Below are 22,047 nucleotides of genomic sequence, written 5' to 3'. Positions count from 1 at the left end.
TTCCACCTGACATGACCCGACTGCGCAAGATCATCCACGTTGACATGGACGCGTTCTACGCGTCGGTGGAGCAGCGCGACGATCCGTCACTGCGCGGCAAGCCGGTGGTTGTGGCATGGCGCGGCGCACGTTCGGTGGTGTGCGCGGCCTCGTATGAGGCGCGCGTGTTCGGTGTGCGTTCGGCGATGCCCGCCGTGCGTGCCGAGCGCCTGTGCCCGGATGCGATCTTCGTGCCGCCGGACTTCACGCGTTACAAGGCGGTGTCACAGCAGGTACGCGCGATCTTCCTTCGCCATACCGACCTGGTCGAGCCGTTGTCGCTGGACGAGGCCTATCTGGACGTGACCGAGCCGAAGAGTGGCATCGAACTGGCCACCGACATCGCCCGCACCATCCGCGCGCAGATCCGCGAGGAAACGAACCTGACTGCTTCAGCCGGGATCGCGCCGAACAAGTTCCTGGCGAAGATCGCCTCGGACTGGCGCAAGCCTGATGGCCAGTTCGTGATTCCGCCGCAGCGCGTGGATGCGTTCCTGGCACCGCTGCCGGTGAACCGGGTGCCCGGCGTCGGCAAGGTCATGGAAGGCAAGCTGGCCGCGCGCGGCATCGTCACCTGCGGTGACCTGCGGCAGTGGGCGCTGATCGACCTGGAAGAGGCATTCGGCAGCTTCGGGCGCAGCCTGTACAACCGCGCACGCGGCATCGACGAGCGGCCGGTGGAGCCGGACCAGCAGGTGCAGTCGATTTCCTCGGAGGACACCTTCGCCGAAGACCTGCTGCTGGAAGACCTGACCGAGGCGATCGTGCAGCTGGCCGGGAAGACCTGGAACGCCACGCGCAAGACCGAGCGCATCGGCCACACCGTGGTACTGAAACTGAAGACCGCGCAGTTCCGCATCCTCACCCGCAGCTTCACCCCGGAGCGCCCGCCGGAATCGATGGAAGAGCTGCGTGACATCGCCCTGTCGCTGCGCGCGAGGGTGGATCTGCCGGCCGAGACGCGTTACCGCCTGGTCGGCGTCGGCCTGGGTGGTTTCCGCGAAAAGGAGCCGGTGGTGCAGGGGGAACTGTTCGAGCACACCCAGACCGATCCCCCCTGATCGTTAATCCACGCATGGCGTGGATCTACGTGTCGACCAGGGTCGACACCCACCAGGAGCAGGTCATTCCATCCAGACAGGTTGCGGAGACATGCCATCCAGACAGATCGCAGAGAACCGTCGAAGGCGGGGTTGGTCCGGTTGCGGGGGTGTCCGCGGCATGGATGCCGCGGCCAAGCCCCCAGGGATGGGTTTACGGCGTCCCCCGCAACCGGACCCACCTCGCCATCCCACGGATAGCCAACTGTTGCTGTTGCTTCGGCTGTTGCCGTTGCATTGAGCAGGTGCAGGGCGCAGCCCTGCAAAAGACCCCCTACCTCATGGCCACTGCATCTCGCCCTTGGCCACCTTCGCACTCAACTCCAGCGACTCCACGCCCGCCAGCTTCGGGTAGCGCGCCTGCATCGCCTTCACCAGCGCAGCACTGTCCTTGGTCTTGGCCGCCTCGGCATCGAACGCGCGGATGTAGTCCGCCGTGAACGCCAGCGCACTCGCATCCAGCGCGGCACCCGGCGCGTAATGCCCCGGCACCACCACCTTCGGCTTCAGCGCCTGCAGCCGCTGCAGGGTCTGCAGCCAGTCGGCGTGCGATTTCGGCGTCTGCGTGTCGGCCATCCACACGTGTTCACCGGCCACCACCGGAATGCCGCCGACGATCGCGCGCAGCGACGGCACCGACAGCACCGTGCGGTCCGGGGTCGGGCCATCCAGGCCGATCAGCGGCAGGCGCTGGCCTTCCAGCTGCAGGGCATCGCCATCCAGCACCTGCGGCACCACGATGCGTGCCGGCACGTCGGCACCCATTTTGGGCCCCCAGTAAGCCAGCTTGCCGGCCTGGGTCTGCTGGATGTGGGCAACGGTCTGCGCGGTGGCGATGATGCGCGCTTGCGGGAAGGCGTCCTGCAGCGTGGCCAGGCCGAAGTAGTAGTCCGGATCGCCGTGGCTGATATAGATCGTCGTCAGCTGCTTGCCGCTGGCGCGGATCAGCTCGACCAGCTTGCGCGCGTCGCTGGCGCCGAACTGCGCATCGACCAGGATCGCGTCGTGGCGGCCTTCGATCAGTACTGAAGACACCGAGAACAGCGCCTGCGGGCCGGGATGGAAGGTCTGCAGGTACAGCTGGGATTTCGTTGCCGTGGCCGGTGCCGGGGTGGCCGGTGCGGCCATCAGCGGAGTACTGGTGAAACTTGCGGCCAAGGCGAGGGGAAGCAGCAGGGCAGCGGTGCGCATGGGCAATTCCTTGTGTCGGATGCGGAGTCGAGCGTGGGCTATGCCGAGCGTCCTTGCGCGGCCCCCTACGGGCCGTCGCAAGCGACGTTGGCAACGGCTCCTGCCGTTGCCTTCGGCTCTACAGGTAGGTAGCGCCGGGTCATGCCCGGCGGGCGCCGTGATCAGTACGCCGCGGTGATGATCTGTTTCGGGTACTGGTGCGCTTCCAGCTCGGCGACGAACGCAGCACCGTAGTCGGCGTAGCTGATGCGGCTGTGGCCGCTGGCGTCGGCAAGGAAGCTCTTGGGCTGCACGCGGTACTGGCCGCGCTCTTCGCCCGGGCCGATTTCGGCGGCCGGCGAGAAGAAGGTCCAGTCCAGGTCGTCCACCGCCTGCAGGCGATTGAAGGCTTCACGATGGGCCAGCGCGTACGGCTTGTAGGCCTCCGGGAAGTTGGGGGTATCGACCAATTGCACGCCCGGCGCGACTTCCAGGCTGCCGGCGCCACCCACCACCACCAGGCGCGGTACACCGGCCTTGCGGGCGGCGGCGGCCAGCTGCGCGGCCACTTCGCCGACGCGGCCGATGTCATCGCCCGGACGCGGGCCATAGGCACTGGCCAGCACGTCGTGGCCGGCGATGGCGGCGACCAGCGCGTCCTGGTCATCCAGCGAGGCGATCACCGGATGGGCACCGGCCAGTTCGACCGGAAGGTCCTGCGCGCTGCGCACGATGACGGTGAGTTCGTGGCCGTTGGCCAGCGCGTGGCGGGCGATCTGGCGGCCGATGTTGCCGGTGGAACCAACGAGGGCGATCTTCATGGCAGGACTCCGTGGGGCGGTGTGGGGGGGAATGGGGCCACTCTAGGCCGCTGCAGTCGCTCGAAAAACAGCGTATAACGCGCTTGTTTGTTGCATGGATCGAGCATATGGACCGATTGACCGCCATGACCGTGTTCGTCGAGGTGGCCGAGCGCGGCAGCCTCACCGCCGCCGCCGAGGTGCTGGACATGTCGCGGGCGATGGTCACCCGCTACCTGGCCGAGGTCGAGGGCTGGCTGGGCGCGCGCCTGCTGCACCGGACCACGCGTCGGGTCAGCCTGACCGGCCCCGGCGAGGCGGCGCTGGCGCGCTTCCGGCAGATGCTGGCCATCGGCGAGGCGCTGCAGGGCGAACTGGCCAGCGACGATCCCGAGCCGCACGGCACGCTGCGGGTGACCGCCAGCGTGTCGTTCGGGCAGGCCCACCTGGCGCGGGCGGTGGCAGGTTTCGTCGCACGCCACCCGGCGGCGCGCATCGAACTGCTGCTGGTCGACCGCATGGTGAACCTGGTGGAAGAGCGCGTGGACCTGGCCGTGCGCATCGCCCGCCAGATCGACCCCAGCCTGATTGCGCGACGAATGGCCACCTGTCGCTCGGTGCTGTGCGCGACGCCGTCCTACCTGCAGGCACGCGGTACGCCCACCGCACCGGAACACCTGGCCGCGCACAACTGCCTGACCCATCACTACGTAGGCAAGAGCCTGTGGCAGCTGCACCGCGATGGCCGTTCACTGTCGGTGGTGGTGGGCGGCAACATCAGCGCCAACGAGGCCTCGCTGTTGCTGGAAGCAGTGCGTGCCGGTGCCGGCATCGCCATGCTGCCGACCTACCAGGTGGCGCCGCTGCTGCGCAGTGGCGAGCTGATCGAGTTGTTGCCCGAGTTCAGCCTGGACGAACTCGGCATTCATGCCGTGTACGCGTCGCGGCGCCAGCAGCCCGCTATCATGCGGCGATTCCTGGACTACCTGGCCGAGTGTTTCGCCAGCCCGGCCTTCCAGGATCTGGATTGGCGCCCACCGGGCAAGGAGAACACATGAACCATGGACAGGCCTTGATCGACCACAACCGTGCTGCCTGGGACCGCCAGGCCAGCGAAGTGCGCGAATGGTCGCGCCCGGTGGAAAGCTCAACGATTGCCGCCGCGCGCGATGGCCGCTGGCAGGTGCACCTGACCCCGCGCGCGCTGCCGCTGGACTGGCTGGGTGATGTGCGCGGCCGCCGCATCCTCTGCCTGGCCTCGGGCGGTGGCCAGCAGGCCCCGGTGCTGGCGGCGGCCGGTGCGGAGGTGACCGTGTTCGACCTGTCCGATGGCCAGCTCGAGCAGGACCGCAGGGTCGCGGCGCGTGATGGGCTGCAGCTGCGCACGGTGCAGGGTGACATGCGCGATCTGCACGCCTTCGCCAACGACAGCTTCGACGTGGTGTTCCACCCGATCTCCAACCTGTACGTACCCGACGTGCGCCCGGTGTGGACCGAATGCCGCCGCGTGCTGGCGCGCGATGGCATGTTGATGGCCAGCTTCTACAACCCGGTGCTGTTCGTCGGTGCACGTGATCCGCAGCTGGATGCACAGGGTTTGATCCGGCCGCAGTACGCCATTCCCTATTCGGACCTGGAAGACCTGCCCGCCGCAGAGCGTGAGGCGAAACTCGCCCGCGGGGATGCCCTGACCTTTGGCCACAGCCTGACCGAACTGATCGGCGGGCAGCTGGATGCAGGCTTCGTGATTGATCGGTTCATGGAAGACTGGCAGCCGACGCCGCGCTTCCTGATCGACCGTTACCTGCCCACCTTTCTGGCCACCCGCGCACGCAGGATCGGCTGAGGCGGATCCCGGGGAAAAGCGCGGCGTACAATGGACGGCCCCACGTTGTACAGGCGTCGTCCCTTGTCGTATCCCTATCCGCTGGTCGTATTCGATCTCGATGGCACGCTGGTCGACAGCGCAGCTGACATCGCCGAAGCGCTGAACCGCACGCTGGAAGCCATCGGCATGGCACGCGTGCCGGAAGCCACCGTGCTGGGCTGGATCGGCGACGGTGTGCGCCGCCTGGTCGAACAGGCGGTGCAGGCCGCTGGCCGCGAGGTGGACCTGGCCGAGGTGATGCCGGTGTTCATGGTGCACTACCGTGAGTGCCTGCTGCGCAGCCCGCGCCTGTTCGATGGCGTGGGCGAAGCGCTGGCGCAACTGCGTGCGCGCAACGTGCCGCTGGCGATCTGCACCAACAAGCCCGAAGCACTGGTGCCGCCGCTGCTGCAGCACCTGGGTATCGGTGATGTATTCGCGCTGGTACTGGGGGGGGATTCGCTGCCGCAGCGCAAGCCCAGCGGTGAGCCACTGCGGCACATCGCCGCGCACTTCGGGCTGCCGGTGGAGTCCTGCCTGATGGTGGGCGATTCGTTGACCGATTACCGCGCCGCCGAAGACGCCGGCATGCCGATCGCACTGGTGCGCTACGGCTATCCGCGCGGCCTGGACCTGGCCACCGCGCATGCGGTGGCGGTGATCGATGACCTGCGTGAACTGCCGGGATTGGCCGCCGGCGTCCCGGTGTAGAGCCGAGCCCATGCTCGGCTGCTTTGCTGCCTGAGCCGAGCATGGGCTCGGCTCTACAGAGAAGCGCAGGGCAATGCCCGGCGCCTTCTTTCACTTCGGCTGGTAACGCACGCTCAACTGGTACTCACGGCCCGGCTGGTTGAACCACGCCACCGTCTCATACCTGCGGTCGAACACGTTGGCGGCACGCGCCAGCAGCGACCACGACGGCGTCAGCGCGTACTCGGCACGCAGATCCAGGGTGCCGTAGCCGCCGACCTTCACCGAGTTGCTGGCGTTGTCATAGCGCTTGCCGGCACCTTGCACGGTCAGGCCGGCGCGGAGGTTGCCGAAGCGGCGGTCGATGTCCAGGCGCGCGGTCTGCTGCGCGCGGCGCGGCAGCCAGTTGTCGAACTGGGTGCTGCCGCCGGTGCGGTTGCGCGGGTCGGTGTAGCTCAGCTGGGCGTTGATGTCGAAGCCGGCCAACAGCAGGCCACCAGTCAGCTCGGCACCGCGAATGCGCGCCTTCTCCACCTGCTGCATCTTGAAAGTCGCCGCATCGTAGGTGATCAGGTCATCGATGCGGGTTTCATACACGTCCAGGCCCCAGTGCCAGCCCTGGCCCTGCTGCGAAACGCCGAGGTTGGCGCTCTTGGACTTCTCCGGTTTCAACGTCGGCACGCCGCTCCACGGGCCGTACAGATCGCTGAAGGTCGGTGCCTTGAACGCCGTGCCATAGCTGGCATTGACGCGCAGGCCATGGCCCAGTCCCATCGCCCAGCCAACGCTGCCGGTGGCGTGGTTGCCGAACTGCTGGTTGTCGTCGTTGCGCGCGCTGGCCTGCAGCTGGTGGCGGCCGAAGCGGCCCTGGTACTGCACGAATACGCCGGTGTTGCGGCGGCTGTCGACGAGGTAACCCGCGCTGCTGCCATCCAGGTTGTCTTCGCTCCAGTCCACGCCTGCGCTCAGCAGCTGGCCCTCGGCCACGCCGAAGTCGCCCTGCAGCGAGGCGCTGTCGCGGTGGGTCTGCGCGTTGCCACGCGCGCCGGAATCACCGAGGTTGTCCGACTCGTTGTCGCTGCGGCCGACGTTGGCGGTGAATGCCAGGCGCTCGGACGGGGTGTAGCGCACCTTGCCGGCCAGCACCTGCTGGCGGGTTTCCGAATAGTTGTAGTAACCGTCGTAATGGTTCTTGCCGTCGGCGCGCAGTGCGCTGCCTTCCACGTTCCACTGGTCGTTGAAGCTGTAGCCGCCGCGCAGGCTCTTGGACAGGTTGCGGTAGCCGTCGCGGTCGTGTTCGTCGGCAAAGCAGCCGGCAGTGAACACCGAGGAAGAACCGCGGCAGGCATCGATGCCATCGGAGTGCTGGTAGGCGATATCGGCGCCGAACCAGCCGCGTTCGGTGCCGCCACCGATGCCACCGCTGGCTTCACGCAGGCCGTTGCTGCCGCCGCCAAGCTGGAAATGCGGGGCGAAGTCGCCCTGGTTGCGGCGGGTGAAGATCTGGATCACGCCACCAATGGCGTCAGCGCCGTACAGGCTCGACTGCGGGCCACGCACGATTTCCACGCGCTCGATCTGCGCCAGCGGCAGGTCCTGGTACATGGCCAGGCCGAGGTCGGCGCTGTTGATGCGCACGCCATCGACCAGCACCACGGTGTGGCCCGAGTTGGTGCCGCGCAGGAACAGAGAGCTCTGCTTGCCGAGCCCGCCGGCATTGGTGAGGTTGATGCCGGCGCGGCCGCGCAGCAGTTCCTGCAGCGAGGTGGCCTGGCTGGATTCGATCTGCGCGCGATCGATCACCTGTGCCGGCGCGATGCTGTCCTGCAGGGCAATCGGGGTACGGGTGGCGGTGACCAGGATCTGGTCGAGCGCAGTGGTGTCATCGGCGGCCTGGGCCAGCGCGGGCAGGGCGGCCAGCACGGCCAGGGACAGCATTCGGGACTGCAGCTTCATGAGGGACTCCAGGTGCCACGCACGCCCGCGTGGCGAAGGGGAGGAGCCGCGAAGGCAGGCATGCGCCGACGCCGCAGCGCACGCTGCGGTCATCCAGCGCCATGCCCACCGCATCGCGACCTGAGGCTTCCGGGCCGGTCTCCGGGCTTGCCGCCGGGTGGCGCGAGGCCACCGTCCAGGCGCCTTCCCATGCCCGTGGCACAGTGGCGTTGTTGCCTGGAACTGACGTGCTTACCGTTGCGGGGGCAGCGCCGGCCTGGCGTGGAATCACGCGTCACCGGCTTCCCGTTTCAACCTGCCGGCCATGGCCGCAGGTCACCTGGAAGTGGGCGCAGTCTACGGCATCGCAGGCACTCCCGTTGCGTTACGCCTGCTCGACTGCCTCGGCCGTGCCTTTAGAATGGTTGCTCGATCCCGTGGTGCCGTTGCCGATGTCCGCCCGTTTTCCGCTGTACCTGTGTCGCCCGTCCGGGACGCACGCATGATCCTCGACCTGGTCCGCCATGCCGGCAATGGCCGTGATGAATACCTTGATGGCCGCAGCGACCCACCGCAGCTGGCCGGCCTGCCGCAGGAACTGATCGAGGCATATGCCGCGCAGCCCTGGGAGCGGGTGATCAGCTCGCCGCGGTTGCGCGCGCTGCACACCGCCATGGCGCTGGCCACGCCGCGCGGGCTGGATGTGGAAGCGGATGAGGAATGGGAAGAGCTGGATTTCGGCGATTGGGACGGGCAGTCGCTGTTCGATCTGCCGGAGGACGCACTGGCGGCCTTCCACGCCGATCCGCATGCGTTCCCGCCGCCGAACGGCGAGAGCTGGGGACATTTCGAGCGGCGCATCGCGCGCGCGCTGGATCGCCTGCTTGATGACGATGACCCGGTGCCGACGCTGGTGGTCAGCCATGGTGGCCCGTTGCGCATGGTGCTGTCGCAGGTCTGCGGCCTGCCGATGTCGCTGTGCTGGGCCTTGCGAATCGACCACGGCACCCGCCTGCGGGTGTGGCTGGAGCGTGGCGAGGTCGGACTGGTGGGCGAGCTGCTGGAGCTGCAGCAGCCCTGATCTGCTCTTGTAGAGCCGAGCCATGCTCGGCTGCACTTCGATCAGAAAGGCCAGCCGAGCGGGGGCCCGGCTCTACAGAAGGGCGCGGCTCAATCCTCGTCCGCGCCTTGGGTCAGGCTGTCCTCAGCGTCATCATCGGCATCGAAGCGCTGCTCATGCACCGGGCCCGAGGCCGGGCCGGCTGCCTTCAGCGGATGCGCAGCGATGCGCGCTTCGTAATCCTGCACCAGTGCCTCGCGCTGTGGCTCGCTCAGCTCCTGCCAATGGCAGTCCAGCAACGCGCCTTCCAGCGAGTAAAGCAGGTTCAGGCTGGGCTTGAAGCCAGCGCGCTTGACCTTGACGAAGGCGCCGACGGCTCCGATCGCGACCAGGTCGTCGCGGCTGCGCAGGCCGACCTGGCGCAGCCACGCCGCACTTTTCGGGCCGATGTTGCGCAGCTTCGGTGCGCTCATCTCAACGCCTCGACGAACACGCGGGCGATGGCTTCCAGCCCGGCCTGATCCTCGGCGTCGAAGCGGCCGACCTTCGGGCTGTCGATGTCGAACACGCCGATCAGTTCATCACCACGCAGCAGCGGCACCACCAGTTCCGAGCGCGAGGCCGAATCGCAGGCGATATGGCCGGGGAAGGCATCGACGTCCTCCACGCGCTGGGTCACGCGCTGGCTGGCGGCGGCACCGCACACGCCCTTGTCCAGCGGGATGCGTACGCAGGCCGGCAGGCCCTGGAACGGGCCGACCACCAGTTCCTTGCCGTCGTACAGGTAGAAGCCCACCCAGTTCAGGTCGGGCAGGGCGTGGTAGACCAGTGCAGAGAGGTTGGCCGCGTTGGCGATGCGGTCGGACTCGCCGTAGACCAGGCCTCGGGCCTGTTCCAGCAGCTGGGCGTATTGTTCCGGCTTGCTGCCGGTGAGCGAGGCATTGGCGAACATGGTTGCAGTCTAGCAAGCGCGCCGGGCCGGCGATAATGCACACACTGTTGCCCTGTTGGAGCCCTTCGATGCCGTTGCCCGCCACGCTGCCGCCCGCCCTGTTCGTCACCGGCACCGATACCGGGATCGGCAAGACCGCCACCAGTACCGCCCTGCTGCATGCGTTGCGCCGGCGCGGCCTGCGCGCGGTCGGGATGAAGCCGGTGGCCAGCGGCAGTGAGGACCTGGGGCAGGGCCTGCGCAACGAGGACGCGCTGGCGCTGCAGGCGGCCAGCTGGCCGGTGCCGGACTACGCGGACCTGAACCCCTATGCGCTGCGGCAGCCGTTGGCACCGGAGCTGGCCGCTGCCGAGGATGGCGTGCAGGTGGAGTTGGCGCCGATCGTGGCTGCGTTCGAACGACTGCGTGCGCAGGCCGATGTCGTGGTGGTGGAGGGTGTTGGTGGTTGGCTGGCGCCGGTATCGGCCACGCTGGATCAGCTCGATCTGGTGCGCGCGCTGAAGTTGCCGGTGCTGCTGGTGGTGGGCATGCGGCTGGGCTGCGTGAACCACGCGCGGTTGACTGCGCAATCGCTGCAGGCCAGCGGCGTGGACTGCCTGGGCTGGATTGGCAGCCACATCGACCCGGCGATGCAACGCCAGGATGAGAACATCGCCACGCTGCGGCAGCGCCTGCCGATGCCGTCCTGGGCGCGCTTGCCGTACCTGCCGGGGGCGGATGGTCAGATCCTGAGTACGCACCTGCTCGACTGAGCTGCTTCCTGTAGAGCCGAGCCCATGCTCGGCTCAGCGGGGACCGTCAGCGAAGGGCAGCCGAGCGTAGGCTCGGCTCTACAGGAGCTGGCGCACTGCCAGCTCCCGCGCGATCGCGCCAAGCCGCTCCACCGCGCCAATGAAGCGCGCATCCAGCGTCTGGCAGCACGACAGCCGCAGGCAATGGCGATACCGCGCGCCACGTGAATACACCTGGCCGGGCATGAACACGATGTCCTCCTGCAGCGCACGCTCGAACAGTTCGCGCGTATCGATGCCCGGCAGTTCCACCCACAGCAGGAAGCCGCCCTGCGGTTCAGTGGCGCGGGTGCCGGCCGGGAAGTGCTCGGCCACCAGTTGGCGTAGTCGTCCAACCTGTTCACGGTACAGGCGACGCATGCGATGCAGGTGGTGTTCGTAGCTGCCCGCTTCCAGATAGGCCGCCACCGCATCACCCAGCAGCTGTGGCTCGCCACCGGTGGACTGGAACTTCAGCAGCGCGATGCGTTCGGCGAAGCGACCGCCATCCAGCCAGCCGATGCGGTAATCCGGCGCCAGCGTCTTGGAGAAGCCGCCGACGACCATCACCCAGCCGTCGCGATCAAACGCCTTCAGCAGTGGCGCCGGCGGCTCGCAGAACTGCAGCTCGGCGTACACCGCATCTTCGATCAACGGCAGCTGGCGCGCGTTGACCAGCTCGGCCAGGCGCTGTTTGTCTGCGGTCTGCATGGTGCAGCCCAGCGGGTTGTGCACCGTGGGCATCACCACCAGCGCGGCCAGCGGCGTGTGCTCCAGCATCGCATCCAGCGCGTCGACGTCCAGGCCGTGCTGCGGGTGGGTGGGTAGTTCGATGGCCTGCAGGCCGAGGTTGGCCAGCAATGGGTACAGATTGAAGTAGGACGGTGCTTCGATGCCGACCGCGTCGCCGGGCTGGGTCACTGCACGCAACGCCAGCTGCAGCGCTTCCATTGCACCGTGGGTCAGCAGCAGGCGCTCGGCGTGGGTGTGCAGGCCCATGCGCGGACCACGGCGCACGATCTGCGCCAGCAGCCGCGGTGAACCATTCGGGCGCGCGTAGGTCTCCACCGTCTGTTGGCCATGGCGCAGTACCTGCGCGGTGTGCTTGGCCAGCTGCGCGCCGGGGTAGAACTGGCGACCGCGCGGGCCGGCGAAGGCCAGATCGATCACGCCCGGGCGGCGCTGCGCCTCAAGCACGCGCGCCATCAGCACCTGCTGCAGCGGTGCGGTGGGCGCCGAGGGCACATCGCGCAACGACCGTTCCGGCACCGACAGCCGTGGCGCGACCTCGAAGCCAGCCTTGGGCCGGGGAATCACCAGGCCGGCGTCTTCCAGCTGGCGGTAGGCGGCGATCACCGTGTTCAGGCTGAGCCGGCGCTGCAACGCCATCTGCCGGAGCGACGGCAGGCGGCTGCCTACTGGAAGCCGGCCGCCGTGGATGGCCTCGGCCAGTTCATCGGACAGCCGCTGGTAGCGGGGGGGAATCATCGAGGCCTGGTCATCTGTATCCATCGAATATCCCGTCATCTGGTGCTGTACCCATGAAGATGACGAGCCTAGCATGTCGTTGTCGGCCGGGCCTGATCGGGGCACGGCCGGTACTTTCCAAGCGCACGGCTGGATGGCCGTGCGCCTTTTTTTGTGTAGAGCCGAGCCGATGGTCGGCTGCTTTAGCGCCAACACCAGCCGAGCGGGGGCTCGGCTCTACAGAAGAGCAGCGCCAAGCACCGATCAGCCCCAGGGGAAATGCCGTCAGCGCATCGGCACCAGCACCGCATCGCGCCGGTACAGCGCCGGAAACTGCTTGCCCAGGGCGGCCAGCTTCGGCGCGTCGTAGTAGCGGATGTAGGCCGCCTGCGGGTAGTTGGTCATGTAGTTCTGGTGGTAGCTCTCGGCCGGGTAGAAGCGCTGGCCGCTGACCAGCTGGGTGACGATCGGTGCGCGGTAGCTGCCGGCCTGGCCGAGCTGGGCGATATAGGCGCGGCTGGCGGCCTGCTGGCGGGCGTCGTCAGTGAAGATCGCCGAACGGTACTGGCTGCCGTGGTCGGGCCCCTGGCGGTTGAGCTGGGTCGGGTCGTGCACCACCGAGAAGAACACCTGCATCAATTGCCCGTAGCTGACCTGGCGCGGGTCGTAGTCGATCTTCACCGCCTCGGCATGACCGGTCTGGCCGCTGCTGACCCGTTCGTAGCCTGCGTTGGCAGCGCTGCCACCGATGTAGCCGGACACCGCATTGCTCACGCCTTTGACATGCTGGAACACGCCCTGCACGCCCCAGAAGCAACCGCCGGCAAACACAACGCTGGCGTGGGTGGCGTCATCGCGGAATGCGGCATCGCCCGTGGGTACAGGCAGTGCCTGGGTCTGTGCACTGGCTTCGACCGGTGCCGCGATGGCGCCGTGATCAACGAGTAGCACACCGGCGATCAATGCCGTGGCCACCAGACCTGCAACACCGGCGGCGATGCCTTGTTCAAAGGAGAGTTTCATCTTGTGCTCCCGGTTCAACCGAAGGTGAAGGCATAGGCCTGCACGCCCGCATCGAGGAATTCGATCTCGAAGCGGTGCGGGCCGACCGTGCCGCGTTGGCGCACCAGCTGGTACAAACGGTGCTCGTTGACCACGCCGCTGCCATCGGCGCCGACATCACTGCCGGCATCGGCAGCGGGCAGCGGCTTGCCATCCAGCAGGACGCGGAAGCGCACTGGCTTTCCTTCCTGGCCCGGCGCCAGCACCAGGTGCAGGTCGCGCGCATGGAACTGGAAGGCGATGCGGCCACCGGCCTGCTGTAGTTGCGCAGCCTCGTCGGTAACGGTCCAGCGTCCGGACAGGCCCCACTGGTTCAACGCCAGGGTGGCCGGCAATGTGTAGTCGAACGCGGTGTCGCCGCGTTGCCCACCGGGTGAGGCGAACTGCTCGGCACGGGCGTGGCCGAGGTAGGTTTCCGGCGAGCGCAGATTGCCCATGTCGGCCTGCACGGCCACGCCCTGCAGGTCCGCGGCGGCGGGATCGGCTGGCGGCGGCAGATTGGTCTGGCCGGCCTCTGTCAGCAGGCGGCGGATCACCTGTTCCGAGCGTGCGTAGTTGCCTTCGCCGAACTGGTGGCCGCGGATGTTGCCCTGCGCATCAACGAAGTACTGCGCCGGCCAGTAGCGGTTGTTGAACGCGCGCCAGATCGTGTACTGGTTGTCGAGCGCCACCGGGTACTCGACCTTCAGCTGCTGCACCGCCTTCATGACGTTGCGCGGGTCACGCTCGAAGGCGAACTCGGGCGTATGCACGCCGATCACCACCAGCCCGTGGTCGCGGTAGCGGCGTTCCCATTCGTGCACGAACGGCATCGCGCGCAGGCAGTTGATGCAGGAGTACGTCCAGAAATCGACCAGCACCACCTTGCCGCGCAGTTGCTGGGCCGTCAGCGGCGGACTGTTGAGCCAGCCTGTGGCACCGTCCAGCGCGGGCAGGGTGCCTTCGACCGGTAGCGGTGCATCGGCACCCGCATCGGGACCCGCCATCATCATCATCGGCGATGCTGCCGGCTGCGCACCAGGAACGGCATCCAGCAGGCCCTGTTCGATGCGCGCGGTGCTGACCGTGGACAGGCGGGTCAGCAGGCCGGTATCCCAGCCAAGCCCGATCGCCACCACCGCCAGCAGCGCGGCCACGCCCAGCACCTTGCGCAGTACGTCGCCGAGGCCAAGCCGCGCCTGCAGCGCGCGGAACACGCGGCCACCCACCCATACCGCCAGCGCCAGCGCGGTGATGGCGCCCAGCGCGTAGGCCAGCAGCAGCGTGCTGGTGCCGACGCTGGCGCCGTGCAGCGCGGCACCGGTCAGCACCAGGCCGAGGATGGGCCCGGCGCAGGGTGCCCACAGCAGGCCAGTGGCGATGCCGATCAGCAGCGAGGTCCATGCGCCGCCATGACCTGCGGCATCGGCGGCATCTGCACGCGCGCTCAGCCGCGCACCCACGCGCTGGAACGGCGCCAGCAGATGGTCGGCCAGCCGCGGCCACAGCAATGCCAGCGCGAACAGCGCCATCAGCAGCAAGGCGATCCAGCGTCCGATCTGGTTGGCCTGTGCCACCCATTGGCTGCCCACCGCGGCCAGGCTGGCGACCACGGTGAAGGTGATTGCCATGCCCAGCAGCAGCGGCAGCGTGCTACGCAGGAAGGGGCGGTCGGCACGTGCGAACACGAACGGTAGTACCGGCAGGATGCACGGGCTGAGCAGGGTCAGCGCGCCCCCCAGATAGGCAAGCAGCAACAGCAGCATGGTCAGGCTCCGGAAGTGGTGGAAGAACCGACCGGCACGCGCCAGCCGTCAGCGGTGCCCTCTCCGGCACCGGGAACGAACACCATGGCCGCACCGTTCATGCAGTAGCGCAGCCCGGTCGGGCGCGGGCCGTCGTTGAACACGTGGCCGAGATGGCCGCCGCAGCGGCGGCAGTGCACTTCCACCCGCAGCATGCCGAAGGTGACGTCGCGGTCTTCGCCGATGGCGTTGTGCAGCGGCGCCCAGAAGCTGGGCCAGCCGGTGCCGCTCTCGAACTTGGTGGAGGAGGAGAACAGGGGCAGCGCACAGCCGGCGCAGGCAAACGTGCCCTGCCGGTGCTCCTTGTTGAGCGGGCTGCTGTACGGGCGCTCGGTGGCCTGCTGGCGCAGCACCGCGTACTGCGCCGGGGTCAGGCGCTGGCGCCAGTCGGCATCGCTGTGCATGACCTCGAACTGTCGTGCCGGACGTGCTTCAGCGGCGGCTGGGGCGGCACGGCTGCAGGCCCCCAGGCCGAGCAGGCCGGCGGCGGTGGCAACACCGCCCAAGCCCAGCAGGTGGCGGCGGGTGAGGGACATGGCGGACTCCGGGAAGGGGCGACGGGGCCATGCTGCGCCCGCCCGGGTCAACGAATCCTCACGCAGGATTCAATTTTTCGTGAGGTATCGGCGGCCGTCCCGCGCCACAATGCAGCCAGCCTCCCCACTGGCCCCGAGCTGCCGATGTCCACCAAACGCGTGCTGATCGTTGAAGACGATGCCCACATCGCCGACCTGCTGCGCATGCACCTGGGCGATGAGGGCTACGACGTCGCCCATGCCGCCAGCGGCGACGCCGGCCTGCGCCTGCTTGAGCAGGAAGGGCCATGGGATGCGCTGGTGCTGGACGTGATGCTGCCCGGCGTGGACGGCCTGCAGGTCTGTCAGCGTGCACGCGCGATGGCGCGCTATGTGCCGATCATCATCATCAGCGCGCGTGGCAGCGAAACGCAGCGCATCGTTGGCCTGGAACTGGGTGCGGATGACTACCTGGCAAAGCCCTTCTCGATGCCGGAACTGGTGGCCCGCGTGCGTGCGCTGCTGCGCCGGGCCGAGGCGATGGCGCAGAGCGCGCGCATCGATGCCGGTGCGATCGAGCTGGGCGGGCTGCAGCTGGACCCGGTCGCGCGCACCGCTTCGGTGGATGGCAACGCGCTGGAGCTGACCCCGCGTGAGTTCGACCTGCTGTTGTTCTTTGCTCGCCATCCGGACCAGGTGTTCGCGCGCATGGAGCTGCTCAACCAGGTCTGGGGCTACCAGCACGACGGTTACGAGCACACGGTCAACACCCACATCAATCGGCTGCGCAGCAAGATCGAGCCGGACCCGGCCAACCCGCGGCGACTGCTGACGGTGTGGGGGCGCGGCTACAAGCTGGTCGATCCGGCCGGGGCGGCGGCATGATCAAGCCGAACCTGTGGCAGAAGCTGGCGGCGGTGATCGCCGCGCTGATGCTGATGTGCTGCATGGCGTTGCTGGCGCTGCAGATGCGCGCCAATACACGCCACGAGCAGGAAGTGGTGCAGCGGTTGTCGCTGGGCTTGGCCGAGCACATCGCACAGCGCAGCGAACTGATGGACACCAGCGGCATGCGCGATGCCGCGGTGCGCGCGCTGTTCGGCCAGCTGATGGCGGTCAATCCCAGCGTCGAGGTCTACCTGCTGGACGACCAGGGGCGCATCCTCGGCCACGATGCGCCCACAGGCCATCTGGTGCGCAACCGGGTGGACGTGGCGCCGCTGCGCCGGCTGCTGGCCGGTGCACCGTTGCCGATCCTCGGCGATGACCCGCGCAGCGCGGATGGCCGCAAGGTGTTCAGTGCCGCGCCGCTGATCGTGCAGGGTCGCCAGGCCGGTTATGTGTACGTGGTGCTGGTCGGCGAACACCGTCAGATGTTGTCCGACGACCTTGCCGCCGGCAGCCAGTGGAACACCACGCTGTGGTCGGTGATGCTGGTCGGCAGCCTGGGCCTGCTGGCCGGGCTGGTAGCGTTCTATTGGGTGACCCGCCCGTTGCGGCGGCTGACCCGGCGCATCCAGGCCTTCGACATCGATGCGCCGACGCCGCTGCCGCCGCCCGAGCCGCTGCGCCACGGTGAGCGCGACGAACTGGTGATCCTGGAACACGCGCACGCGCAGATGGCGCAGCGGCTGGGTGAGCAATGGCAGCAGCTGCGCCAGCAGGACCTGCAGCGGCGCGAGCTGGTCGCCAATATTTCGCACGATCTGCGCACGCCGCTGTCGTCGCTGCACGGCTACCTGGAAACGCTGGCATTGAAGGATGCCACGCTGTCACCGGACGAGCGCCGCCGCTATCTCGGTATCGCCCTGGCGCAGAGTGCCAAGGTCGGCCGGCTGGCACGCGCGCTGTTCGAGCTGGCGCGGCTGGAGCACGGCGAAGTACGGCTGGAGTGGGAGGTGTTCGCGCTGCCGGAACTGCTGCAGGACGTGCTGCAGAAATTCGAATTGGCGGCGCAGGCGCGCAACCAGCGCCTGCACGCGGATTTCCCGCCAGGCCTGCCGCTGGTGCGCGCCGATCTGGGCCTGGTCGAGCGGGTGCTGACCAACCTGCTCGACAACGCGCTGCGGCATGCGCCCGAGGGGGGCCGGATCGAGGTGCGCCTGTGCGCGACGCCGGACAGCGTGGAGGTGAGCGTGGCCGATGATGGTCCAGGTGTTGCCCCTGCACTGCGCACGCAGCTGTTCCAGGCACCGGCCGCGCTCGGTGCGCGACGTGGCGAGAACGGCGGGTTGGGCCTGCTGATCGTGCAGCGCATCGTGCAGCTGCACGGCCGTCGCATCGAACTGCATGACAGCGAGCGCGGCGCGCTGTTCGTGTTTGCGTTGCCGCGCGCGGAACCGGCGGCCTAGCAGGCCGCCTCGCACTCCACCACGCCGCCGCTTTCCAGCGGCAGGTGCAGGCGGATGCAGGCACCGCCCAGCTCCGAATCGGTCACCTCCACGTGACCACCGTGCTTGTCGGCCACCACCTGCACCAGGGCCAGGCCGAGGCCGAAACCGGGGCTGCCCGGGTCAAGGCGCACATAGGGTTGCAGTACCTGGCCGCGCAGCTCGGGCGCGATGCCGGGGCCATCGTCCTCCACCTGCAGGCACAGCCAGCCGTCGTTGACCGTGCTGGCGATGCGGATCTGGCGTCGTGCGTAGCGCAGGGCATTGCCGAGCAGGTTGCGCAATGCCAGTTCCAGCATGTGCCGGTTGACGTTGACCAGGCCGACCGGCGACAGCGCCTGCTGCACGGGCATCGGCAACGGCGCGAACTGGGCGACCACACCGCGTACCAGTGCCGCCAGCTGCAGGCGCTGCCGGGTCAGCTGATGGCAGCGGCCGAGTGCGGCGTACTCGACGCCGGCATCGGTGAGGTGCTGCAGCCGATCGACATCGGTGCGCAGGCCGCCCAGGGCATCACGCTGGATCTCGTCCAGCGCGGTGTCCTCCAGGTCGGCCAGGCCGAAGCGCATCCGTGCCAGTGGGGTGCGCACTTCATGTGCCACCGCCTGCGCCAATACGCGCTGGCTTTCCAGCAGCTGCTGCAGCTGCTCGGCCATGTGGTTGAAGGCATTGGCCAGCGGCCGCACCAGCGCGGTGCCGGCGCGTGGCGCACGCGTGTCCAGCTGTCCGTCGCGCATCTGCCGTGCCGCCTGCGCCAACTGCGAGACGTCGCGCCACAGGCGGTAGACCATCACGTACATCGGCAGTGCCACGGCCACCATCAGGATCAGCAGCAGGATGGCCACGCCGGACACTTCGCTGTCCTGCCAGCCCTCGTCGGGCAGCGCTTCGTCCAACGGCCCCAGCATCACTGCATAGTCGCTGTCGCCGATCCGCTGAAGGCTGCGCATGTGCTCCAGGTCGATCTGCACGCGGCCGTTGTTGAAGGGGGGGCGCTGGCTGGCCGGCAGCTCCTTCATCGCCTCGGCCAACGGCACCATGCGCAGGGCATAGGCGAAGTCGGCGTCCAGTTCGCGCGCCAGCGTCGGCCACTGCTCGCGCGGGGTTTCGGCGAAGCGGTGCTGCAGCAGGGCATGGGTGCCGCGCATTTCGGCCTGCAGGCCGGCCTCGGTGCGGTCTTCCAGCAGCGCGTCCCAGGCCCACAGGCCGAGCACGATCAGCAGCAGATGGGCGACCAGGAAGCCGATGCCGTAGCGCAGGAAGTGGAAGGCGTGGCCGCGCATCGCCGAGGGCGTGCGCTTCATCCCCATGCCGAGCGGCTGAACAGGTAGCCGCGACCGCGCACGGTCTTGATCCGTTCCGGCTGCTCCGGGTTGTCGCCCAGCTTACGGCGCAGGCGCGAGATGCGGGCATCGATCGAGCGGTCCAGACCGTCGAAAGCGATCCCGCGCAGGCCGCGCAGCAGCGCGTCGCGGTCGAGGATCTGGCCGGCGTTGCTGGCCAGCAGGAACAGCAGGTCGAACTCGGCGGTGGTCAGTTCCAGCAGGGCGCCCTGCAGGTGCACGTTGCGGGTGGACGGGTCGATGTTCAGCTCGCCGAAGCGCAGGCTGCCGTCGCGTGGCTCGACCCGGCGGTGGCGGCGCAGGTGGGCGCGCAGGCGGGCCAGCAGCACCCGTGGTTCGATCGGCTTGCCGATGTAATCGTCGGCGCCCAGTTCCAGTCCCAGTACCTGGTCGATGTTGTCGGTGCGGGCGGTCAGCACGCAGATGATGCCGTCATAGTGGGGCCGGATCTGCCGACACACTTCGAAACCATCCTGGTCGGGCAGGCCGACATCGAGCAGGACCAGAGCCGGCTTCTCGGCCAGGATCCGGGTCACCGCACGCTCACCGCTGCGCTCGTGGGCCACCTGGTAGCCATGCCGCTGCAGATAGTCGCTGACCATCGTACCCAGGCGGGCATCGTCTTCGACCAGTACGATATCCAGCATTTTCAAGGCCTCCGTGGACGCAAACGTACCGCCACGGCACGAGCGCGGCGATGCTATCCCAGCCTTCGGGCCGCCCGGGTCCCGGGGGCGGGCGCCATTCAGCCGGGGTTGCTGGCGCACGGGCCGAGCCTCAGGCCCGGCAACAACTTGGCGTCCAGCATAGCCTGTTGCTGTTACAAAACGTTACCTTCGTGATACATGCGGTGACCATCGCTGACAGCAAAGCGACTGACGCGGGGCCGGGGGCGGGCCGAGCATGGAGTCTCCTCCGCTCCGCGTGCCGTTCCCATGTCGCCCGCCGCCGCCTGCCTGCTGAACCCTTCCCGCCGCTGCCGCTGCGGAGGTGCCCGATGAGCGGCGTGGTCGGGGCCTGGCTGCCGCCCGCCGAGGACGAACACCTGCTGCAGCAGCTGGCGCCGATGCTGCGCGCCCTGCAGCAGCGCGGCCGTGGCCGCATCGGCTACTGGACCGACGCCGAGGCCGGCCTGGCGCTGGGCCATTGCCGGGCGCCCACCGATACGCCGTTGCAGCCCCTGAGTTCGGACTGTGGTCGTTACGTGCTGTGCCTGGATGGCCGGTTGTACAACCGGGCCGACCTGCAGTCGCAGCTGCGCGATCTGCCGCGCAGCTGCAGCGATGCCCGGCTGCTGCTGCAGGCGATCGTCGAATGGGGCGTGGAGCGGGCGCTCTCCCGCATCGAGGGCGCATTCGGTTTCAGCGTATGGGACCGCGAGTCGCGCGAACTGTGGCTGGCCCGCGACCCGGTCGGCGAGCGACCGCTGTATTACGGCTGGTACCAGGGCCAGTTCCTGTTCGCCTCCGAGCTGAAGGCGCTGCAGGCCTTCGCCGGTTTCGCGCCGAGCATCGACCAGGATGCGCTGAGCCTGCTGCTGCGCCATGATTACGTGCCGGCACCACACACCATCTACCGCGGCATCCACAAGCTGGTGGCAGGCGCGATGCTGCGCATCGATCTGAATGACCATGCGGCTGGCGGTTCCAGCCAGGCCGCACAGGGCGGCTCACGCTACTGGTGCGCACGCGAAGCGATGCAGAGCGCACTGCAGGAACCACTGCAGCCGGAACCCAGCCTGGAGCAGGCCACCGACCAGCTGGAAGCGGTACTGCAGAAGGCCATTGCCGCACGCATGCACTCGCCGCTGGCCTGCGGCGCGTTCCTGTCCGGTGGCACCGATTCTTCATTGGTAACCGCAATGATGCAGGCGCAGTCGACCCTGCCGATCGAAGCCTGGACGGTCGGTTTCGACGATCCCGGCCATGATGAGAGCGACTGGGCCTCGCAGGTCGCGCGCCACCTGGGCGTGCAGCATCACCTGCACCGCATGGACGCGCGCCAGGGCCTGGACCTGCTGCAGCGCCTGCCGCAGGTCTGGTGCGAGCCGTTCGCCGATGCCTCCCAGCTGCCGACCCTGCTCGCCAGCGAACTGCTGGGCGCTCGCAAGCCGGTTGCACTGACCGGTGATGGTGGCGATGAACTGTTCTTCGGTCACCCCAGCTACGGCCGCGCGCTGCGCAATGCACGCCTGTGCGGTGGCCTGCCGGACTGGGTGCGTGACCTGGCACGGCGCAGCGGCAACCGCATGAACGTGGAGCGTGGCCGCCTCGGCGGCTGGCGTGCGCTGGTGGCCGAGGTCGCTGCCAACGACGTGGAAGGCCACTACCTGCAGCGCGTGACGCGCTGGCGGCAGCCGGCGCAGGTGGTGCTGGGCGCACGCGAGCCGATGACGATCTTCCAGCAGCAGGACACCGCGCTGCCGGCCGAGGCGCGCATCCAGCTGCTGGATTTCCGCATGGACCTGGCCGAAGGCATTCTCGCCAAGGTCGATCGTGCCGGCATGGCGGCGGGTGTGGAAACGCGTGCACCGCTGCTGGACATGGAGGTGGTGCGGTTGGCCTGGCGCCTGCCGCAGCACCTGAAGTACCACGATGGCGAGCACAAGCTGATCCTCAAGCACCTGCTGGCGCGCTACCTGCCCGAACCGCTGGTGTATCGCCCCAAGCGCGGCTTCGGGCCGCCGATGGCGCGCTGGTTGGCCGGCCCGCTGCGCGATTGGGCGGAGGCGCTGCTGGACCCGCAGCTGCTGCGCAACCAGGGCTGCTTCGATGCGGCGCGGGTGCGCGGTATCTGGGAGGCGTTCCTGCGCGGTGAGCGCAAGTGGCACACGCACCTGTGGAACGTGCTGATGTTCCAGGCGTGGCACCAGCATTGGCACGGTAATCGCGGGCGCTGAGGTTCCCTCGCGGTGTGTTGTGCGTAGCGCAGGGCGGAGGCCCTTGCGTACGAATGTCCTCCGGCGCCGGCCGTTGGCCGTCACCTCCCCCTTTACTTCGTACGCAAGGGCCTCCGCCCTGCGTTCGAAATCTATCGGCGCCTCCTTGAAACGCTGCCGCGAGCACTGCGCTCTACCCACCGCACGCCGAGCCTCGTCGGGGCG

At 68.3% G+C, this 22,047-nt stretch carries 20 protein-coding genes and 1 riboswitch; of the genes, 9 read left to right on the top strand and 11 right to left on the bottom strand.

The genetic code is table 11. The features are described 5' to 3' along the window. Positions 1–11: 11 nt before the first annotated feature. Positions 12–1,100 (top strand): DNA polymerase IV, encoded by a 1,089-nt coding sequence (gene dinB, locus QRO91_RS15830; RefSeq protein WP_049432292.1) that lies wholly within the window; start codon positions 12–14, stop codon positions 1,098–1,100. 318 nt (positions 1,101–1,418) lie between these two features. On the opposite strand, the gene QRO91_RS15825 is transcribed toward dinB, so the two are convergent. Beyond that, positions 1,419–2,330: an MBL fold metallo-hydrolase gene (locus QRO91_RS15825; protein ID WP_049432290.1), complete on the bottom strand. Its 912-nt coding sequence runs from the start codon at positions 2,328–2,330 to the stop codon at positions 1,419–1,421. 161 nt (positions 2,331–2,491) lie between these two features. After that, positions 2,492–3,130: an NAD(P)-dependent oxidoreductase gene (locus tag QRO91_RS15820; RefSeq protein ID WP_049432288.1), complete on the bottom strand. Its 639-nt coding sequence runs from the start codon at positions 3,128–3,130 to the stop codon at positions 2,492–2,494. Positions 3,131–3,237: 107 nt separating this feature from the next. Between QRO91_RS15820 and QRO91_RS15815 the strand changes: the two genes are divergently transcribed. The 3 genes from QRO91_RS15815 (at position 3,238) to gph (ending at position 5,687) form a co-directional block, all read left to right on the top strand. Beyond that, positions 3,238–4,167 (top strand): LysR family transcriptional regulator, encoded by a 930-nt coding sequence (locus QRO91_RS15815; protein WP_197633790.1) that lies wholly within the window; start codon positions 3,238–3,240, stop codon positions 4,165–4,167. After that, on the top strand, positions 4,164–4,955 hold the full coding sequence (locus QRO91_RS15810; RefSeq protein WP_197633791.1) for a class I SAM-dependent methyltransferase: 792 nt from the start codon (positions 4,164–4,166) through the stop codon (positions 4,953–4,955). Before QRO91_RS15815 ends, QRO91_RS15810 begins: the two co-directional genes overlap by 4 nt. Positions 4,956–5,018: 63 nt before the next feature. Continuing rightward, positions 5,019–5,687: a phosphoglycolate phosphatase gene (gene gph / locus QRO91_RS15805; protein ID WP_285310464.1), complete on the top strand. Its 669-nt coding sequence runs from the start codon at positions 5,019–5,021 to the stop codon at positions 5,685–5,687. 90 nt (positions 5,688–5,777) lie between these two features. On the opposite strand, the gene btuB is transcribed toward gph, so the two are convergent. Further along, positions 5,778–7,622, bottom strand: coding sequence for a TonB-dependent vitamin B12 receptor (gene btuB / locus QRO91_RS15800; RefSeq protein WP_197650826.1), 1,845 nt, complete (start codon positions 7,620–7,622; stop codon positions 5,778–5,780). 114 nt (positions 7,623–7,736) lie between these two features. Further along, a riboswitch (cobalamin riboswitch) is annotated at positions 7,737–7,960 on the bottom strand. Positions 7,961–8,103: 143 nt separating this feature from the next. Here btuB and QRO91_RS15795 point away from each other — a divergent pair. Further along, the gene (locus QRO91_RS15795; protein ID WP_049432279.1) at positions 8,104–8,682 is read left to right on the top strand and encodes a histidine phosphatase family protein; all 579 of its coding nucleotides are present in this window, start codon (positions 8,104–8,106) and stop codon (positions 8,680–8,682) included. Between the two features lie 89 nt (positions 8,683–8,771). On the opposite strand, the gene QRO91_RS15790 is transcribed toward QRO91_RS15795, so the two are convergent. Next, positions 8,772–9,134 carry a TfoX/Sxy family protein gene (locus QRO91_RS15790; RefSeq protein ID WP_049432277.1) on the bottom strand — a complete coding sequence of 121 codons (363 nt, stop codon included), beginning with the start codon at positions 9,132–9,134 and terminating at the stop codon, positions 8,772–8,774. Then, positions 9,131–9,613: a GAF domain-containing protein gene (locus QRO91_RS15785; protein ID WP_197650825.1), complete on the bottom strand. Its 483-nt coding sequence runs from the start codon at positions 9,611–9,613 to the stop codon at positions 9,131–9,133. Before QRO91_RS15785 ends, QRO91_RS15790 begins: the two co-directional genes overlap by 4 nt. A 68-nt stretch (positions 9,614–9,681) precedes the next feature. On the opposite strand from QRO91_RS15785, the gene bioD reads away from it, so the two are divergent. Continuing rightward, entirely contained in the window at positions 9,682–10,365 is a 684-nt protein-coding gene (gene bioD / locus QRO91_RS15780; protein ID WP_197632516.1) for a dethiobiotin synthase, read from the top strand. 78 nt (positions 10,366–10,443) lie between these two features. Here bioD and QRO91_RS15775 read toward each other — a convergent pair whose 3' ends face one another. The 4 genes from QRO91_RS15775 to msrB all read right to left on the bottom strand — a co-directional run bounded on the left by QRO91_RS15775 (position 10,444) and on the right by msrB (position 15,232). Continuing rightward, positions 10,444–11,895, bottom strand: a complete 1,452-nt coding sequence (locus QRO91_RS15775) for a PLP-dependent aminotransferase family protein (protein ID WP_197650824.1) — start codon at positions 11,893–11,895, stop codon at positions 10,444–10,446. Positions 11,896–12,135: 240 nt separating this feature from the next. Continuing rightward, a complete protein-coding gene (gene msrA / locus QRO91_RS15770) occupies positions 12,136–12,873 on the bottom strand; it encodes a peptide-methionine (S)-S-oxide reductase MsrA (protein WP_197650823.1) in 738 nt (245 codons plus the stop codon). 14 nt (positions 12,874–12,887) lie between these two features. After that, the gene (locus QRO91_RS15765) at positions 12,888–14,657 is read right to left on the bottom strand and encodes a cytochrome c biogenesis protein DipZ (protein ID WP_197650822.1); all 1,770 of its coding nucleotides are present in this window, start codon (positions 14,655–14,657) and stop codon (positions 12,888–12,890) included. A gap of 2 nt (positions 14,658–14,659) precedes the next feature. Continuing rightward, entirely contained in the window at positions 14,660–15,232 is a 573-nt protein-coding gene (gene msrB / locus QRO91_RS15760) for a peptide-methionine (R)-S-oxide reductase MsrB (RefSeq protein ID WP_049432259.1), read from the bottom strand. Between the two features lie 144 nt (positions 15,233–15,376). Here msrB and QRO91_RS15755 point away from each other — a divergent pair, with 144 nt between their 5' ends. Both QRO91_RS15755 and QRO91_RS15750 read left to right on the top strand, forming a co-directional pair. Then, positions 15,377–16,096, top strand: coding sequence for a response regulator transcription factor (locus QRO91_RS15755; RefSeq protein ID WP_005407947.1), 720 nt, complete (start codon positions 15,377–15,379; stop codon positions 16,094–16,096). Continuing rightward, positions 16,093–17,562 carry a HAMP domain-containing sensor histidine kinase gene (locus QRO91_RS15750; RefSeq protein ID WP_197650821.1) on the top strand — a complete coding sequence of 490 codons (1,470 nt, stop codon included), beginning with the start codon at positions 16,093–16,095 and terminating at the stop codon, positions 17,560–17,562. Before QRO91_RS15755 ends, QRO91_RS15750 begins: the two co-directional genes overlap by 4 nt. On the opposite strand, the gene QRO91_RS15745 is transcribed toward QRO91_RS15750, so the two are convergent. Next, complete coding sequence (locus tag QRO91_RS15745) at positions 17,559–18,905, bottom strand: ATP-binding protein (RefSeq protein WP_106549787.1); 1,347 nt, start codon at positions 18,903–18,905, stop codon at positions 17,559–17,561. The genes QRO91_RS15750 and QRO91_RS15745 overlap by 4 nt on opposite strands. Further along, complete coding sequence (locus QRO91_RS15740; protein WP_004154050.1) at positions 18,902–19,591, bottom strand: winged helix-turn-helix domain-containing protein; 690 nt, start codon at positions 19,589–19,591, stop codon at positions 18,902–18,904. Before QRO91_RS15740 ends, QRO91_RS15745 begins: the two co-directional genes overlap by 4 nt. 350 nt (positions 19,592–19,941) lie before the next feature. Here QRO91_RS15740 and asnB point away from each other — a divergent pair, with 350 nt between their 5' ends. After that, positions 19,942–21,843, top strand: a complete 1,902-nt coding sequence (asnB, locus tag QRO91_RS15735) for an asparagine synthase (glutamine-hydrolyzing) (RefSeq protein ID WP_197650820.1) — start codon at positions 19,942–19,944, stop codon at positions 21,841–21,843. The last annotated feature ends 204 nt before the right edge of the window (positions 21,844–22,047 follow it).

Source organism: Stenotrophomonas maltophilia group sp. Smal32 (assembly GCF_030237085.1).
Lineage (GTDB): Bacteria > Pseudomonadota > Gammaproteobacteria > Xanthomonadales > Xanthomonadaceae > Stenotrophomonas > Stenotrophomonas maltophilia_Q.
The sequence above is the reverse complement of the archived record's forward strand: the minus strand, read 5'-3'. Positions and strand labels throughout refer to the sequence as shown.

Bases quoted from the DNA above. Each gene is read 5' to 3' on its own strand.
- dinB (WP_049432292.1), top strand. From the start codon at position 12: ATGACCCGACTGCGCAAGATCATCCACGTTGACATGGACGCGTTCTAC.
- QRO91_RS15825 (WP_049432290.1), bottom strand. From the start codon at position 2,330: ATGCGCACCGCTGCCCTGCTGCTTCCCCTCGCCTTGGCCGCAAGTTTC.
- QRO91_RS15820 (WP_049432288.1), bottom strand. From the start codon at position 3,130: ATGAAGATCGCCCTCGTTGGTTCCACCGGCAACATCGGCCGCCAGATC.
- QRO91_RS15815 (WP_197633790.1), top strand. From the start codon at position 3,238: ATGGACCGATTGACCGCCATGACCGTGTTCGTCGAGGTGGCCGAGCGC.
- QRO91_RS15810 (WP_197633791.1), top strand. From the start codon at position 4,164: ATGAACCATGGACAGGCCTTGATCGACCACAACCGTGCTGCCTGGGAC.
- btuB (WP_197650826.1), bottom strand. From the start codon at position 7,622: ATGAAGCTGCAGTCCCGAATGCTGTCCCTGGCCGTGCTGGCCGCCCTG.
- QRO91_RS15795 (WP_049432279.1), top strand. From the start codon at position 8,104: ATGATCCTCGACCTGGTCCGCCATGCCGGCAATGGCCGTGATGAATAC.
- QRO91_RS15790 (WP_049432277.1), bottom strand. From the start codon at position 9,134: ATGAGCGCACCGAAGCTGCGCAACATCGGCCCGAAAAGTGCGGCGTGG.
- QRO91_RS15785 (WP_197650825.1), bottom strand. From the start codon at position 9,613: ATGTTCGCCAATGCCTCGCTCACCGGCAGCAAGCCGGAACAATACGCC.
- bioD (WP_197632516.1), top strand. From the start codon at position 9,682: ATGCCGTTGCCCGCCACGCTGCCGCCCGCCCTGTTCGTCACCGGCACC.
- QRO91_RS15775 (WP_197650824.1), bottom strand. From the start codon at position 11,895: ATGGATACAGATGACCAGGCCTCGATGATTCCCCCCCGCTACCAGCGG.
- msrA (WP_197650823.1), bottom strand. From the start codon at position 12,873: ATGAAACTCTCCTTTGAACAAGGCATCGCCGCCGGTGTTGCAGGTCTG.
- QRO91_RS15765 (WP_197650822.1), bottom strand. From the start codon at position 14,657: ATGCTGCTGTTGCTGCTTGCCTATCTGGGGGGCGCGCTGACCCTGCTC.
- msrB (WP_049432259.1), bottom strand. From the start codon at position 15,232: ATGTCCCTCACCCGCCGCCACCTGCTGGGCTTGGGCGGTGTTGCCACC.
- QRO91_RS15755 (WP_005407947.1), top strand. From the start codon at position 15,377: ATGTCCACCAAACGCGTGCTGATCGTTGAAGACGATGCCCACATCGCC.
- QRO91_RS15750 (WP_197650821.1), top strand. From the start codon at position 16,093: ATGATCAAGCCGAACCTGTGGCAGAAGCTGGCGGCGGTGATCGCCGCG.
- QRO91_RS15745 (WP_106549787.1), bottom strand. From the start codon at position 18,905: ATGAAGCGCACGCCCTCGGCGATGCGCGGCCACGCCTTCCACTTCCTG.
- QRO91_RS15740 (WP_004154050.1), bottom strand. From the start codon at position 19,591: ATGCTGGATATCGTACTGGTCGAAGACGATGCCCGCCTGGGTACGATG.
- asnB (WP_197650820.1), top strand. From the start codon at position 19,942: ATGAGCGGCGTGGTCGGGGCCTGGCTGCCGCCCGCCGAGGACGAACAC.